Annotated in this window: 13 protein-coding genes; 7 read left to right on the top strand and 6 right to left on the bottom strand. The window is 58.5% G+C overall.

Annotation, left to right across the window (positions count from 1 at the left end; all coding sequences use genetic code 11):
* Nucleotides 1-26: 26 nt before the first annotated feature.
* The 4 genes from phoU to FVE67_RS05875 all read left to right on the top strand — a co-directional run bounded on the left by phoU (nucleotide 27) and on the right by FVE67_RS05875 (nucleotide 4622).
* On the top strand, nucleotides 27-1349 hold the full coding sequence (phoU, locus tag FVE67_RS05890; RefSeq protein ID WP_168719711.1) for a phosphate signaling complex protein PhoU: 1323 nt from the start codon (nucleotides 27-29) through the stop codon (nucleotides 1347-1349).
* 10 nt (nucleotides 1350-1359) lie between these two features.
* Nucleotides 1360-2560, top strand: a protein-coding gene (gene prfB, locus FVE67_RS05885; protein ID WP_210534568.1) for a peptide chain release factor 2 whose coding sequence is annotated in 2 segments (ribosomal slippage) — nucleotides 1360-1437 and nucleotides 1439-2560 — 1200 coding nt in all. Because the reading frame shifts where the segments join, the coding sequence is not laid out codon by codon here.
* 24 nt (nucleotides 2561-2584) lie between these two features.
* Nucleotides 2585-3697, top strand: a complete 1113-nt coding sequence (gene carA, locus FVE67_RS05880; protein ID WP_168720342.1) for a glutamine-hydrolyzing carbamoyl-phosphate synthase small subunit — start codon at nucleotides 2585-2587, stop codon at nucleotides 3695-3697.
* A 1-nt stretch (nucleotide 3698) separates the two neighbouring features.
* Entirely contained in the window at nucleotides 3699-4622 is a 924-nt protein-coding gene (locus FVE67_RS05875; protein WP_168719709.1) for a bifunctional riboflavin kinase/FAD synthetase, read from the top strand.
* Here the strand turns inward: FVE67_RS05875 and FVE67_RS05870 are convergent.
* The 4 genes from FVE67_RS05870 to argJ form a co-directional block, all read right to left on the bottom strand.
* Entirely contained in the window at nucleotides 4612-4845 is a 234-nt protein-coding gene (locus FVE67_RS05870; RefSeq protein WP_168719708.1) for an HTH domain-containing protein, read from the bottom strand. The two genes, FVE67_RS05875 and FVE67_RS05870, sit on opposite strands and share 11 nt — an antisense overlap.
* A gap of 108 nt (nucleotides 4846-4953) precedes the next feature.
* Nucleotides 4954-5700 (bottom strand): 5'/3'-nucleotidase SurE, encoded by a 747-nt coding sequence (gene surE / locus FVE67_RS05865; RefSeq protein ID WP_168719707.1) that lies wholly within the window; start codon nucleotides 5698-5700, stop codon nucleotides 4954-4956.
* On the bottom strand, nucleotides 5681-5830 hold the full coding sequence (locus FVE67_RS05860; RefSeq protein WP_168719706.1) for a hypothetical protein: 150 nt from the start codon (nucleotides 5828-5830) through the stop codon (nucleotides 5681-5683). Before FVE67_RS05860 ends, surE begins: the two co-directional genes overlap by 20 nt.
* Before the next feature lie 14 nt (nucleotides 5831-5844).
* Nucleotides 5845-7011, bottom strand: coding sequence for a bifunctional glutamate N-acetyltransferase/amino-acid acetyltransferase ArgJ (gene argJ / locus FVE67_RS05855; RefSeq protein WP_168719705.1), 1167 nt, complete (start codon nucleotides 7009-7011; stop codon nucleotides 5845-5847).
* Between the two features lie 87 nt (nucleotides 7012-7098).
* Here argJ and FVE67_RS05850 point away from each other — a divergent pair, with 87 nt between their 5' ends.
* Complete coding sequence (locus FVE67_RS05850) at nucleotides 7099-7251, top strand: RCKP-type rubredoxin-like domain-containing protein (protein WP_168719704.1); 153 nt, start codon at nucleotides 7099-7101, stop codon at nucleotides 7249-7251.
* A gap of 57 nt (nucleotides 7252-7308) precedes the next feature.
* Here the strand turns inward: FVE67_RS05850 and FVE67_RS05845 are convergent, their stop codons facing one another.
* The gene (locus FVE67_RS05845) at nucleotides 7309-9243 is read right to left on the bottom strand and encodes a methyl-accepting chemotaxis protein (RefSeq protein ID WP_168719703.1); all 1935 of its coding nucleotides are present in this window, start codon (nucleotides 9241-9243) and stop codon (nucleotides 7309-7311) included.
* Nucleotides 9244-9425: 182 nt separating this feature from the next.
* Between FVE67_RS05845 and FVE67_RS05840 the strand changes: the two genes are divergently transcribed.
* Nucleotides 9426-11834: an EAL domain-containing protein gene (locus FVE67_RS05840; RefSeq protein ID WP_168719702.1), complete on the top strand. Its 2409-nt coding sequence runs from the start codon at nucleotides 9426-9428 to the stop codon at nucleotides 11832-11834.
* On the opposite strand, the gene secA is transcribed toward FVE67_RS05840, so the two are convergent.
* Nucleotides 11831-14575, bottom strand: a complete 2745-nt coding sequence (gene secA / locus FVE67_RS05835) for a preprotein translocase subunit SecA (RefSeq protein WP_168720341.1) — start codon at nucleotides 14573-14575, stop codon at nucleotides 11831-11833. The two genes, FVE67_RS05840 and secA, sit on opposite strands and share 4 nt — an antisense overlap.
* Nucleotides 14576-14786: 211 nt before the next feature.
* On the opposite strand from secA, the gene FVE67_RS05830 reads away from it, so the two are divergent.
* Complete coding sequence (locus tag FVE67_RS05830; protein ID WP_168719701.1) at nucleotides 14787-14978, top strand: hypothetical protein; 192 nt, start codon at nucleotides 14787-14789, stop codon at nucleotides 14976-14978.
* Nucleotides 14979-15059 lie beyond the last annotated feature (81 nt).

Here is a 15059-nt window from a genome sequence, read left to right as displayed (position 1 = left end):
GATCCAAACCCTGGAAGGAGCCGGTCATGCCTCTTTTGGAAAAAAACCTCCAGGAGATCCGCAACTATGTGCTCGAAATGTGCCGGCTGGTGGTGGAGATGGTGCGTTCGGCGGTGGCGGCCTTTGAAAGGCGCGATCCGGAGCTGGCGGAAAAGGTCATCGAGAGGGACCGGCGGGTGGATGAGCTGGATGTGCTCATTGACCGCCTGTGTCTGGAGACCATCGCCCTCAAGCACCCGGTAGCCAGTGACCTTCGGTTCGTAGTCTCCACCCTGGACATGATCCGGGATTTAGAGCGACTAGGGGATCAGGCCGTAAACATCGCCGAGCGGGTGCCCCGCCTCCTCTCCCTCCCGGCCATCTACACCTGCCCTGTAGATCTTTCGGAAATGGCCCGCAAGGCCCTGAGGATGCTGGAGGAGGTCATCAACGCCTTCGTGGCCCGGGACGCCGAAAGGGCCCGGGAGATCAAGACCTGGGACGACGAGGTGGACCGCTACAAAAAGGTGGTTATCGAACGCATTGTGGACTGCATGGAAAAGAAACCCGAAATTGTGCGGGCAGGGGTGGAATACATCATCGTGGCCCAAAATCTGGAACGGGTGGCGGATCTGGCCACCAACATTGCCGAGGAGATCGTCTATATCGTGGAAGGGAAACTGGTCAAGCATGAGGAGGTGCTCCCTGAAGGGCCCAGAGAGAGGAAAAGACCCGAACTCTTTGAACTCCTTGAAAAACATGCCCGTCTGGTGGTGGAATGTACCGAGCGTCTTCCGCTGGCGGTGGAGGCCTATTTCGAGGGGGATCAGGACCGGCTACGGGAAATCTCGGAGGACATCATTGCCATCGAAAGGGAGGCCGACCGCCTCAAACAGAACATCCGGGGACATCTCCCTTACGGGATCATCACTCCGGTGGACAAATTCGAACTTTTCCTTTTTCTCAAGGAACAGGACGCGGTAGCCGACGCCGCAGAGGACATCCTGAAGTGGCTCACCTTTAAAGAGGTGGAAGTGCCGGAAAGGCTCTTTGGGAAGATCCTCCGTCTGGTAGAAGAAAACGTAAAAACCGCGGAATATCTGGTGCCTCTTCTCGAAAAATCCCGGCTATATCTCGAAAGGGGCGACGAACGCTCCCGGGAGGATGCCAAGGAGATCGTACGCACTATCCGGCAGCGGGAACATGAAAATGATCTTCTGGCCACGGAGATCCGGCGAGAGGTCTTCCGGCTTGATACGGAATGTCTCCGGGTTTATTTTTTGCTCGAACTTCTGGACTACATTGGAGAAATTTCCGGCCGGGCGGAAAACGCGGCGGATCTCATGCGGGCCATGATCGCTAAGATTTAGGAGGGGAGAAATGAAGTCCTTAATTTTACAGCCAGCGGAAATTCGAGCCGCCCTGGAACGCCTGGGGGATCGCCTTGCCGATCTAAGGAGGTGTCTTTGACCCGGAGGCCCTGCGCCGAGACCTCGAAAGGATTGAAAAGGAGGTCAGCCGGCCGGACTTCTGGGCCTCTACCGAAGCCCAGCGCGTGCTCAAGGAACGGGCCCGTATTTCCGAGACCCTACGACGCTGGGAATCTCTGAGCCAAAAATTTGAAGACCTGGAAGTCCTTTTTGAACTAGCCCTAGAGGAAAATTCCGAAGAGGCCCTGGTCGAGGTCCGGCGGGGTCTTGAAGAACTCGAAGAAGAACTGGCCGAGGAAGAGTTGCGGGTACTCCTTTCCGGAGAGCACGACGCCGCCAACGCCATTGTCACCATCCACGCCGGGGCCGGAGGAACCGAGGCCCAGGACTGGGTAGAGATGCTCCTGCGCATGTACTCTCGCTGGGCGGAGCGCAAGGGCTACCGGGTGCGGGTGGTGGATCTTCTTGCCGGAGAGGAGGCCGGGCTCAAGTATGTCACCCTTCTAGTGGAAGGACCTTACGCCTATGGTCATCTTAAGGCCGAACGGGGGGTCCACCGCTTGGTGCGCATCTCCCCCTTTGACGCCAGCGGACGCCGGCACACCTCCTTTGCCTCGGTCACCGTAATCCCGGAAATCGAAGAGGATATCCAGATCGAGATCCGCCCGGAGGATCTCCGCATCGAGACCATGCGGGCCTCGGGCCATGGAGGCCAGCACGTAAACAAGACCGAGACCGCGGTGCGCATCACCCACCTGCCCACGGGGATCGTGGTCACCTGTCAGAATGAACGCAGTCAACACCTCAACAAGGCCATGGCTTTCAAGATCCTCAAGGCCCGCCTTTACGAGCTCGAACGCCGTAAACTGGAAGAAAAAAAGGCCCAGTTGGCCGGAGAGAAAAAAGAAATCGCCTTCGGCCACCAGCTCCGTTCCTATATCCTGCAACCCTACCGGCTGGTCAAAGATCACCGTACCGGCTACGAGACCGGAAATGTAGAAGCGGTGCTTGACGGAGAAATCGATCCCTTCATCCGGGCCTATCTCCTCTCCCAGGCCCACGGGGAAGCCGGCCGTCTTTCGGAAGAAGGACTACGGGAGACCCCGACCTCGACCGGGGAGGAAGGGCCCCGGGCGGAAGCCCGCGCTTAGGAGGGAGCTATGGAGCGTAAGCGTTTGAAGGCCCTGGTCATGCTGGAGGACGGAACCCACTTCTGGGGCTGGTCTTTTACCGGACCGGGAGAGGCCTTCGGGGAAATGGTCTTCAACACCGCCATGACCGGCTATCAGGAAATCCTCACCGACCCTTCCTACAAGGGACAGATCGTGGCCATGACCTATCCTCTCATCGGAAACTACGGGGTCAACTCCGAGGATATGGAAAGTTTACGGATCCAGGTGGAGGCCTTCGTGGTGCGGGAATATCAGCCCCGTTACCACAACTGGCGGGCCGAAAAATCTCTGGGCCAATGGCTTTCGGAAAACGGGGTCCTCGGGGTGGAAGGGGTGGACACCCGGGCCCTCACCCGCCACGTGCGCCTTTTCGGGGCCATGAAGGCCGGGGTCACCACCGAGGATCTCCACCCTCAACGCTTTCTGGAACGGGTGAAGGAGAGTCCCGGGCTCGTGGGCCGCGACCTGGTGAAGGAAGTCACCTGCGCCAAGCCCTATCGCTGGCGTGAAGGCCGCCTGGAGTGGGGGGTTACGGAATTTGTAGGAGATCGAGAATTCCGTATCGCAGTCCTCGACTGCGGCCTCAAGCTCAACCAGTTGCGTATTTTTGAAAGCCGCGGCGGTGAATGTGTGGTCTTTCCGGCAGACACACCCGCGGAGGTCCTCCTTTCCTGCGGGCCCGACGGGATCTTTCTTTCCAACGGGCCCGGAGATCCAGCGGCGGTGCCCTATGTGGTGGAGACGGTACGCGCCCTTCTGGGGAAAAAGCCCCTTTTCGGGATCTGTCTGGGCCACCAGATGCTAGGGCAGGCCCTGGGGGCCAGCACCTACAAGCTCAAGTTCGGCCACCGCGGGGCCAACCACCCCGTAAAGGACCTTACCACCGGACGGATCGAGATCACCTCCCAGAATCACGGATTCTGCGTGCGGGCCGAAGAATTGCCCCCGGAAGTGGAGGTCACCCATATCAATCTCAACGATGGCACCCTGGAGGGTATTCGCCACCGGGAAATCCCGGCCTTTTCCGTGCAATACCACCCGGAACACGCCCCCGGTCCCCACGACTCGGAGTACCTCTTCGACCGCTTTCTGGATCTGGTGAGGGCCCACGCCTGAGATGGAGATTTACACCCCGCGCGACTTTCCCTTAAAAATCCCCCATCCGGTGGCCACCTTAGGCAATTTTGACGGAGTCCACCTGGGCCACCAGGCCCTCATTAAGGAGACCCTTCATCTGGCTAGAGAAATGGGGGGCACCCCTCTGGCCGTAACCTTTGAGCCCCATCCCCGGCGGATCCTGCGCCCGGAAGACCCCCCACCCCTCCTTACCACCTTTGAAGAGCGTCTGGAATTATTTGAGGCTTACGGCCTTTCCCGGGTCCTGGTCATCCCTTTCGGTCCGGAGTTGGCGAGCCTGCCTCCGGAGGAATTTGTGGAAGAATATCTGGTGGATGGCCTGGGGCTTAAGGGCCTGGTCGTAGGTTTTAATTATCGTTTCGGACATGCCCGCCGGGGAGACGCGGCCCTTCTAAAGCGCCTGGGGGAAAAATGGGGCTTTGAGGTCCGGGTGGTCCCGCCGCAGAAGATCGAGGGGCTTATGGTCTCAAGTTCCCTTATTCGAGAGTTGCTCCTTCAGGGGGAGGTGGAGCGGGCCGCCCGCCTCCTGGGAAGGCCTTACCGCCTCAAAGGGCGGGTGGTCCCGGGTGAGGCCCGGGGACGCACCCTGGGCTTTCCCACGGCCAACCTGGAGCCTCCCCCGGAAAAGCTCCTTCCGGCCCGGGGCGTCTACGCCGTACGGGTCCAATGGGCCGGAAAATGGTGGAAGGCGGTGATGAACCTCGGACAGCGGCCCACCTTCGGGGGCCGCCGCCTCTGCCTAGAAGTCCATCTTTTCGATTTCCAGGGAGACCTCTACGGAGAAACCCTCACCGTGGAGTTTATGAGATTTCTGCGGCCGGAGAGAAAATTTGCCTCTCCGGCCGAACTCCGGGCCCAGATCCTGGAGGACTGTCGCCAGGCCCGCAAGGCCCTTACTTTTTAGACTTCTTAAGCTCCTCTACGAACTCGTCGATGGGATTGCGGCGCTTTCCAGCCTTCTTGGGGATGTCCACCCCGCGCTTGCGCAACTCGCTCACCACTTTGGTAACCTGGAAACGACTAATCCCCAATTTTTCCGCAATCTCGGCCGAAGTCATCTTTAAGTAGTTTTCGTAAATGAACTTCACATCATCCTTGGTGATCATTCTGCTTCTCTTACGGGCCATCGCTTACCTCCCTTTTCACTTTAGTTTCTAGAATAAGCTATACAAACACTTTGTCAAGAGACTTTTCGGAAAAGAGAGAAAAACACTTTAATTTCTGACGGAAAATTGTCAGTAGGACAAACGAAAGTCTTGTAGAAAGGAAAGGGTTTTATAGTCCGTTAAATCGTGGGCTAGAGGGGTGATACTGATGTATCCAGATTTTAAAGCCACTACATCTGTATCGGGATCCTCCTCCAGAAACTCCTCTCCGCACTGCCAATAGTAAATATTACCATGGGGATCTACCCTTTTTTCAAATCTTTCTTTCAGTTTACGGGTCCCCTGGCGGGTAACTTTTATGCCTTTGATGAGGTGGGCTGGAAGATGGGGAATATTAACATTGAGGCAAAAAGGGGAAGAAAGAGAGGGGAGGTTTTCTACCAAAAGAGCGGTAAAATAGGCGGCAAAGCAGTAGTCCTCCCCGGAAAAGGCGGCCAACGAGACCGCCAGGGCGGGCCTCCCCAGAATGGCCGCTTCGGTGGCCGCGGAGACCGTTCCGGAATAAAGGACATTGATCCCCACATTGGCCCCGCGGTTGATTCCGGAGACCACCAGATCCACCGGGCCCACCAATTCGTAGAAGGCCAGTTTCACGCAGTCGGCCGGGGTGCCGTTGACCGCGTAGCCCCAGAAATCCCGACCCCGGCGGACCACCCGGACCCGCAGGGGGTCAGAAAGGGTGATGGCGTGCCCCACGGCGCTGCGCTCGGCCTCCGGGGCCACGATGACCACCTCGTGCTCCAGAGAAAGGGCCCGATAGAGGGCACAGAGCCCCTCGGCGTAAATGCCGTCGTCGTTAGTAAGAAGGATCTTCACCCCTTTTCCTTTCCTTCCAGAGGAGGTAAAGCATACAGGCCTGTCGGTAGGGGCAGTAATCCCGAGGATGGCGACAGCCTTCGGAAAAGGGGACCTCCTCCTGGAACTTCTGACAGAAACCCTTCTCCATGGAGGATTCCTCCCTTAAGTGCGGTATTCGGCGTTAATTTTAACATAATCATAGGAGAGGTCGCAGGTAAGGATCTCAAAGGAGGCCTCTCCCAGGCCCAGCTGGATCTCCAAGGTGAATTCCGGCCGGGCCATCTCTTTGCGGGCCGGCTCCTCCGGAAGCCCGCAGCCCCCCTCCACCAGAGGGACCCCATTTAGTTTTATGGAGACCCGTTCCGGGATCAAACCCAGGCCTAGTTTTCCCATAGCTACCAAGATCCGTCCCCAGTTGGGATCCTCCCCGAAAAAGGCGGTCTTGACCAGGGGAGAGTCGGCCACCGCCCGGGCCAGGCGCTCGGCCTCTTCCGAGCTGCGGGCCCCGCGTACCACGATCTTTACCAGCTTGGAGGCCCCTTCGGCATCGCGCACGATGAGAGCGGCCAGCTCCCGGCACACCCCGGAGAGGACCTCCCGAAAGGAGTCCCAGGACCCGGAGGGAAGCTCCCCGGCCTGGCCGTTGGCCAGGAGATAGACCGTATCGTTGGTACTGGTATCTCCGTCCACGGTAATGCGGTTGAAGGAGGCCTCCACCGCTTCCCGGAGGGTCGGAGTCAGCACCGCGGACGGAAGGCCCGCATCCGTCAAAAGAAAGGCCAACATGGTGGCCAGATGGGGGGCGATCATCCCCGCCCCCTTGGCCATCCCGAGGAGGGTAAAACTCCGCCCTCCCACCTCGAAAGAGCGCGAGACCACCTTGGGAAAGGTGTCGGTGGTCATCATGGCCCGGGCCACCAGATGGGCCTTTTCCGGAGAAAGTCCGGCCACCAGCGCAGGAAAGGCCTCCCGGATCCGCTCCACCGGAAGACGGGTGCCGATGACCCCGGTGGAGGCCGGAAGGATCTCCTGGGGAGGGATTCCCAGACGACCGGCCAGGTCCTCCAGGAGGGTTTCGGCGTCCCGGAGCCCCTCCGGGCCGGTACAGGCGTTGGCACAGCCGCTATTGACCAGGATGGCCCGCACCCGCGGGACCTCCTCCCGCCTTTTGAGACCCAGAAGGACCGGAGCGGCCTTGAAATCGTTGCGGGTAAAGACCCCGGCCCAGGTCGCCGGGGCCTCCGAGAGGATGAGCCCCAGATCCGGCCTTTCCCGATACTTGATGCCCGCGGCTGCCGCCGAAAAAAGAAACCCCTTGGGAGCCCGCATGCCTCCAATATAATCCTTCCTTGCGGACTTGACAAAGTAGATTAATTTGATTAACTTACAAACAAACTAGAGAAGGAGGTAAAGGAGATGGCCCTCTGGAAGTGTGACAAGTGCGGTTTCAGCAAGGAGAGCCGTTGCAAACCCCGTAAGTGTCCGGAATGTGGAGAATCGGGGACTTTTGTCAAAGAAGGCGGAGATCCCGCCTGCAAGGCTTCTTCCAAAGGGCGCTGTAAGCGCTAACCCCCTCTCCCCCTCCCTGCCTCCCTCCTCCCGGGGGGCCCGCAAGGGCCCCCTTCTTTATATGGTCTCGTAAATCCCCTCCCGGTACTGGCGGCGGCAGAGCTCCAGGAGCTGGTCCAGAATACCCACCACCTCGGCAAAGACCGGATAGAGCTTTTCCTCCAGCCAGGAGAGCCTCTCTTCCATGGAAGTCTGGCCTTTTTCTCTGAGCCAGGCCTCGTACTCGTCTATGAGCCCGTGAAGGCGTCGGTGGGGCTCGAGGATCTTTTCCACCAGGGAGGCCAGGGCCGGATCCTGCGGGCTCCAGACCGAAAGGATCCGCCCCAGATAACATTTGGTGGGATCTCGCTGGACCTGAGGGACCTCTCCCCGCAGGACCGCCTCGATCACCCGGCAACGCCACATGATATGGGCCAGCATGGCCTCCTGGACCGCCAGGGCACAGGGCTGTCCCTTTACCTCGAGGGCCACCTCCTGAACCCGGAAAAGCCGCCCGATCCTTTCCATCTCCTCCACACTCTCTTTCACCCCCCGGAGGGTAACCTCAAGGTCGAGGCTCATGCCGGAAAATTCCGAGGCGAGCGTGGTGAGGCGTTCGGCCCTTCCGGAAAGCCCCTCCACCTCTTCGGTGACCTTCTCCAGGGCCCCCGAAATCTCCGAGACTACGGTGGTCTGCTCCTCCACGGCGCTGGCGATGGTGTTAGCGTATTCGTTGAGCTCCACCACGGTCTGCGTGATCTCGTCGGTAGAGGCCACGGCCTCCTCCACTCCCCGGCGGATGCTTTCCACGGTCTCGGCGATCCTCTTGGTGGCCTCGGCGGTCTGCCGGGCCAGCTCCTTGACCTCGCCCGCCACCACGGCAAAGCCCTTTCCGGCCTCCCCGGCCCGGGCGGCCTCGATGGTGGCGTTCAGGGCCAGAAGGTTGGTCTGATCGGCAATGGTCTGGATGGTCTCCACGATGGAGCCGATCTTCCCCGCCTCCTCCCCCAGACGCTTGACCACGGCGTCCGTAGCCTCGGCCTTGGCCCGAGCCTCATTGGTGGCCGCTGCGGTGGAGGTCACGCTCTGGGAGATCTCGCTGATGGCCTGAGTGAGCTCCTGGGCGGAGCGGGTCACGCTTTCCACAGACTCCCGAGTGTCCACTACGGCCCGGGCTATTTCCTCGGAAAAGGAAGAAAGTTCCTCCGAGGAGGTCCGCAGGCGTTGGGCACTTTCCCGCACCACTTCCTCCGAGACCCTCTGGAGTTCGTTCTGAACCTTCACCGCCTGAAGGGTGCGGGTGATGAAGTGGGAAAGCCCTAGGGCCGCTTCCGAGAGGGAACGCAATTCGAAAAGCCGGGTCTTCGGCACGCTCACCTGCAGGTCGCCCGAGCCCAACTGTCTAAAGACTCCGGTCAGCTCCCCCAGGGGACGCACCACCCAGGCCCGCACCGCAAGAAAGACCCCCAGGGCCACCAGGAGAAAAAGCCCCGAGAGGGTGACCAGGGCCACCTGGGTCCGCTTCTGTCCTTGCAGGCTCAGGGCCTCAATGGCCTGGACCACCGTGTGGCTCAACTTGAGAAGCCGGAGATTGTTCTCTCGGATATAGCGAAGGGCCTCCTCGAATTCTGGAGAGCCAGGCTCGGCGGAAAGGAGAACCATGACCCTCTCCCGAAAACGATTCCAGAAGGCCCGATTCTCACGAAGGGCCGCGGCCACCTGCTCAGCCCCGGAAAGGGCGGGGCTTTTGGTGATCTTCTGAAGGCTTTCTTCATAAAGCTTTACTGTCTCTCGCACCCTCTCGCGCAAAGTCGCGGAAGGCTCCCGGGCGTATTCTAAGATCTCCTTGGTCATACGCTGGGTGAGCATGCGCTGGCGCCCGGAAAGGTTGATGAGAACCGCGAGATCCCCCTGATACCGAAAAAGATACCAGACCACCCCTAGAGAAAGGAGCTGGAGGAACACCAGAACCCCCAGCGCCCCCAGGATAAGGCTCCGCAGGGAAAGCCGCATAGCCCCTCCTTGAAAAGCAAAGCTTTAATTCACATTTTAAATTATTTTAAAATTATAAAATTATAATGGATTCTTCCTGTCAGTCAATTATTTTTTTCTCTTTTAAGTTTTAACTTTTATTTAATTTTTTAACCCAATTTTAAATATTTACAGCCACCGATCATCAGCATAAATTTGAGGATATGCTTCGGCTGACCCTCAAACAAAAACTCTTTTTGCTCCAGATCCTGGCGCTGATCCCCTGGCTCCTGGGGCTGGCCTTTTTGGCCTGGGAACACTGGCCGGAGATCCGCACCCTTCGTAAAGAAATCCGAGGGGCCCGGCACCTTCCTTACTACACTCAACTTATCGATCTCCTTCAAAAACACCGAGGTCTTTCTTATCTGGCCCTCTCGGAGCCTCCTTCCGCCCGCAAGGGCCTTCAGGCCCCTTTAGAAAAACTGGAAAAGCAATTTCAGGCCCGGATCTCCGAGGCCCTCCAAAACCTGGGAGAGGACCACTCCTTTGAGAGGGAAAACCTCCGGCGAATTGGGCGAGAATTTCAAAGGCTATACTTCCGAACCTTTCGCGGGGCACCGGAGGAAAACTTCTGGGAACACACCCGCCTTATCACCACCCTGCTGGAGCTCTTGGAGGCCGAGGGTCAGAGGCACGCACTCCTTTCGGATCCGGACCTTTACGTGCGCACCCTGGCCCAGGTGGCCCTGATCGAGATCCCCAAGCTTACCGAGCTCCTGGGGAGGATCCGGGGGCTCGGCAGCGGATATCTAGCCCGCTATCCCCGCCTAAAGCCCGCCGAACGCCAAACTCTTCTGCGGCTCTACGCCACGGCTCATGCCTATAGCGGGGCTCTGGACTGGACCGTAAGAAACATCCGCTTTCCCGAAACCACCGTCCTGCGCCTGAGGGTGGCCTCCCAACAGCTGGAAGAATTCCTGCGCCAGGGAGAAGAAATCTTCACCGAAGACTCCCCCTCGGATCCCCAGACCTATTTTCAGGTGGCCACCTCGGTGATCGATCTCTTTTTTGAAACCTACAAAGAATTGGTCCGGGAGCTTGTCCGGCGGCTAAAGACCCGAAGGGAAAAACTTCTCCTACAGTTCGGACTCTCCCTGGCCTTTCTCACGGCGATCCTGGCCTTCTTCTGTTCCGCCTTCTATCTGGCCTATCGGGACGTGCACCGAAAACTCCGCCTCATCTCCGAAGGGGCCCGAAAGATCGCCCAGGGCGACTTCCAAGCCCGCATCAATCTCCCTCCTACAGACGAAATCGGAGAGGTGGCCCAGGTCCTCAACCATTCGGTAGAGGAACTGGGGCGCCGTCTCCGGGAGATCTATTTCCTTCACTATTATGACCGGCTCACCGGTCTTCCCAACCGGGAAAAGCTCCAGGAAGACCTGAGATCTCTGGAGGCCCCGGCCCTTTTCCTTTTGGACATCCACAATTTCAAGGATCTCAATTTCGTCTGCGGGGAAGAGTGCGGGGATTACCTCCTGCGGGAACTGGCTCGGCGCCTGAAGGAGCGTTTCAAGCCCCACCAAATCTACCGTGTGGGGCCGGATGAATTTGTAGCCGTGGTGGATCTGGGGACGGGCCTTTCCCGAGAGGAATTTTTCACCCTTTGTGAAAAGGCCCTTCGAACCCTGGAAGAAGAACCTTTTTTCTGGAAAGAAAACGAAATTTTCCTTGATTTCTTCTCTTCTGCGGTCTGCGACTGCATCCATCCGGAAAAACTCTTAATTTTTGCCTATGATGCCCTCAAAGAGGCGAAGAACGCGGATATTCGCCTGGTAAAAGTAGTCTCTCCCGGGGAAAAGAGACGCCCCCTTTATGAAGAACGCCTCCTCTGGATCCGCAAGACCCGTGAGGCCCTGCGCGAAGGCCGCATCATCCCCTACTATCAGCCCATTTATAGCCACCGCACCGGAAAGGTGGAAAAGTTTGAGGCCCTGGTCCGTCTTATTGACGAAGACGGAACGGTGGTCTCTCCCTCCAAGTTTCTGGAGATCACCAAGAAGATGGGGGTCTATCCGGAAATCACTCGGCGCATGATAGAGCGCGCCCTGGAGGACTTTGCCCGTCTTCCCTTCAAGGTCTCCCTTAATCTTTCTTTTCAGGATTTCGAGAACGAAAAAATAAGGGAATTCCTGCTGCGGACCGTAGAGGAAGCCCCTGAAAAACTCCTCCTTGAACCCCAGCGGGTAGTCTTTGAGGTAGTGGAAAGCGAAAAATTGAAAAATCTGGAGTTAGTAACGGAGACCCTCCGGAGGTTCAAGGACAAAGGCTGTAAGGTGGCCATCGACGATTTCGGAAGCGGTTACGCCAACCTGGAAAACCTTCTGGAGTTGGGGGTGGATTACCTCAAGATTGACGCTTCCTTTATCCGGCGCCTTCCTGAAGATCCCAAGGCCCGTCTCCTGGTGGAGGCCATCGTGGAATTTGCCCGCAAGGCCCAGATTAAAACCATCGCCGAGTTTGTGGCCGACGAGAAACTCTTTCGGCTCACCCGGGAGATGGGGATTGACTATGCCCAGGGTTACTATATAGGAGAGCCCCAGCCTATCGAGGAGATTCGTAAGCGCTACCTTTAGGCCGCGGCCACGGCGGCCTCCCGCCGGCCACAGCACTTCTTGTACTTCTTGCCGCTTCCACAGGGGCAGGGATCGTTGCGCCCGATCTTCTGCCGGCGGATAGGTTCCTGGCGGGGTCTTTCGGCCTCGGCCATCTCCTCCCCGCGGCCGTAACGCAGGCGACGGCGGGCCCGCCTTCTCTCCTCCTCCAGGCGTCGGACCTCCTCCTCCCGGACCACCTCCACCCGGAAGAGATAGGCCAGAGTGTTTTCCCGAATACGGGCCAGCAGCTCCTCAAAAAGCTCGTAGGCCTCGCGTTTGTATTCCTGGAGGGGATCCTTCTGCCCGTAGCCCCGAAGCCCCACGCTCTCCCGCAGGTGATCCATGGTCAGCAGGTGGTCCTTCCACAGGGTATCGATGGTCTGCAGAAGGAACATCTTTTCGAGATAGCGCAGGAGGTCCGGTCCGGTCTCTTCTTCCTTGCGGCGATAGAAGGAGAGGGCTTCCTCCTTGAGGTGCTCGGAAAGTTCCTCGGCGGCCTCCGGCACGGGCTCAAGCCGCGGGACAAAGCCGAAGATGGCCCGAAACCGCTCGGAAAGGCCCCGGAGGTCCCATTCCGCAGGAGGGCCCTCCTCCCGGAACTCCTCCACCAGGGACTCGCAGACCTCCAGGATCATGTCCTCAATCCAGTCCTTGACCGAGTCCGCGGCTAGGATCTCGCGCCTCTGGCGGTAGATAGTCTCCCTCTGGAGGTTCATCACGTCGTCGTATTCGAGAAGGTGCTTGCGGATCTCGAAGTGATGGGCCTCCACCTTCTTCTGGGCCTGCTCGATGGCCTTGGTGAGCCAGGGGTGCTCGATGGGCTCCCCCTCCTCCATACCCAGTTTGTCCATGAGGCCTTTGAGCTTTTCGGAGCCGAAAAGACGCAGGAGATCGTCTTCGAGGGAGAGGTAAAAGCGGGAAGAGCCCGGATCTCCCTGGCGCCCGGCCCGGCCCCGGAGCTGATTGTCAATACGTCGAGACTCGTGCCGCTCGGTGCCGATAATGTGGAGCCCTCCCAGGGCCTTGACCTTCTCATAGTCCTCCTGACACTGGCGCACCTTCTCGTAGAGGACCTCGGCCCAGCGTTCCGGGTACTTTTCCGTGGGATCACGCCCCTCGCGGGCCAGGGAAAGGGCCTCCCGCCAGGCCCGCTCGTCGAGCTCCGCAAGGTCGTAGCCCTCCCGTTCCAGTTCCTCCCGGGCCAGGCCTTCGGGATTTCCTCCGAGAAGGATATCCACCCCGCGGCCGGCCATGTTGGTGGCGATGGTTACCGCGTGGGGACGTCCGGCCTGGGCAATAATGGCCGCCTCGCGCTCGTGATACTTGGCGTTCAGCACCTGGTGCGGGATCTTCTTTTTCTTGAGCATCTTCGAAAGGCGCTCGCTCTTTTCGATACTGGTAGTCCCCACCAGGACGGGACGGCCCTGCCGGTAAAGCTCCTCGATCTCCCGCACCACGGCCTCGAACTTTTCCCGCTCCGTGCGATAGACCACATCCGGATAGTCGATGCGGATCATGGGCTTGTTAGTGGGAATGACCACTACATCGAGGTTGTAGATCTCTTTGAACTCCGCGGCCTCGGTCTCCGCGGTGCCGGTCATCCCGGCCAGCTTCTCGTACATGCGGAAGTAGTTCTGGAAGGTAATGGAGGCCAGGGTCTGGTTTTCGGCCTCGATGCGCACCCCTTCCTTGGCCTCGATGGCCTGGTGCAGGCCGTCGGACCAGCGGCGGCCGGGCATAAGGCGCCCGGTAAACTCATCCACGATGATCACCTGGCCATCTTTCACGATGTAGTCCACGTCTCGGTGAAAGAGGTGATGGGCCCGGAGGGCCTGGTGGATGAGATGCACCAGATTTACGTGCCGAGGATCGTAAAGATTGGGAATGCCGAGTAGCCGCTCCACCTCGGCCACCCCCTCCTCGGTAAGGGCCACGGTCTTGGTCTTTTCCTCGATGGTGAAGTGCTGGTCCCGCTTGAGCTGGCGCACCAGCTTGTCCACCTCATAGTAGATCTCCGTGGACTCCTCCGAAGGACCGGAGATGATGAGCGGGGTGCGGGCCTCGTCAATGAGGATGGAGTCCACCTCGTCCACGATGGCGTAGTAGTGGTCCCGCTGGACCATATCTTCCAGGGAATACTTCATGTTGTCCCGCAGGTAGTCGAAACCGAACTCGTTGTTGGTTCCGTAAGTGATATCGCAGGCGTAGGCCCGCTTGCGCTCGGCGTCCTCCATCCCGGAGACGATGACCCCTACCGAAAGGCCCAGAAAGCGGTAGATGGCCCCCATCCATTCCGCATCACGCTTGGCCAGGTAGTCGTTTACGGTAACGATGTGCACTCCACGGCCGGTGAGGGCGTTGAGATAGGCCGGGAGGGTAGCCACCAGGGTCTTGCCCTCTCCGGTTTTCATTTCCGCAATCTTTCCCTGGTGAAGGACAATCCCTCCCATGATCTGGACGTCGAAATGTCGCATCCCCAAGACCCGCCGGGCGGCCTCCCGCACCACGGCGAAGGCCTCGGGAAGAAGATCGTCCAGGGTGGCTCCCCGGTCGAGGCGTTCTTTGAATTCCGCGGTCTTGGCCGCAAGCTCCGCGTCGGAGAGCTTGCGCATCTCGGGCTCGAGGGCGTTCACCCGCTCCACCAACGGGCGGAGCTTCTTGAGCTCCCGCTCGTTCTTGGTGCCCACAATCTTGGCCGCAATCTTGGTAAAAAGCCCCATCTTCAGCTCCAAATCCTACACTTTTTATTCTCTCTAAAAATTAGGTTTTTTCAGACCTTCCAGAAGATCAAACATATATTGTCGCTCTCTCGCAAACCACCCTCCACAAAATAAGTCTTTCCACAGGATCATCCACCTCATCTAGGGAAGCCCCTTCCAGGCTAGCCTTTTATTTTTTCGAAAGATAAAATGTAACATATGCGGGATCTTTATGAAGTCCCGAGATTTTCTGTTAAAGCTCGCCTTGGTAGTGGTGGCGGGCTGGATATTTCAGGCCCTCCTTAAGGAAACGATAGAGGGAGAGGTCCTTCTAGGAGGAGTGATCGCCTTTGTCCTTTGTTTCCTATGCGGTCTTTATTGCTGGCACAAACACTTCGAAGAAAGGGAGGGATTAAATGGGTGAAATTTCTACCTGGTATGGCGTATGGGGTATGGTCCTTTTGGCCGTAATCATCGCCCTCGGGGCCCTTAAATGGGAAAGTCG

Origin of the sequence: Thermosulfurimonas marina (assembly GCF_012317585.1) — a bacterium.
GTDB lineage: Bacteria > Desulfobacterota > Thermodesulfobacteria > Thermodesulfobacteriales > Thermodesulfobacteriaceae > Thermosulfurimonas_A > Thermosulfurimonas_A marina.
Note: the sequence above shows the minus strand (reverse complement) of the source record. Positions and strands in the feature narration are given on the sequence as shown.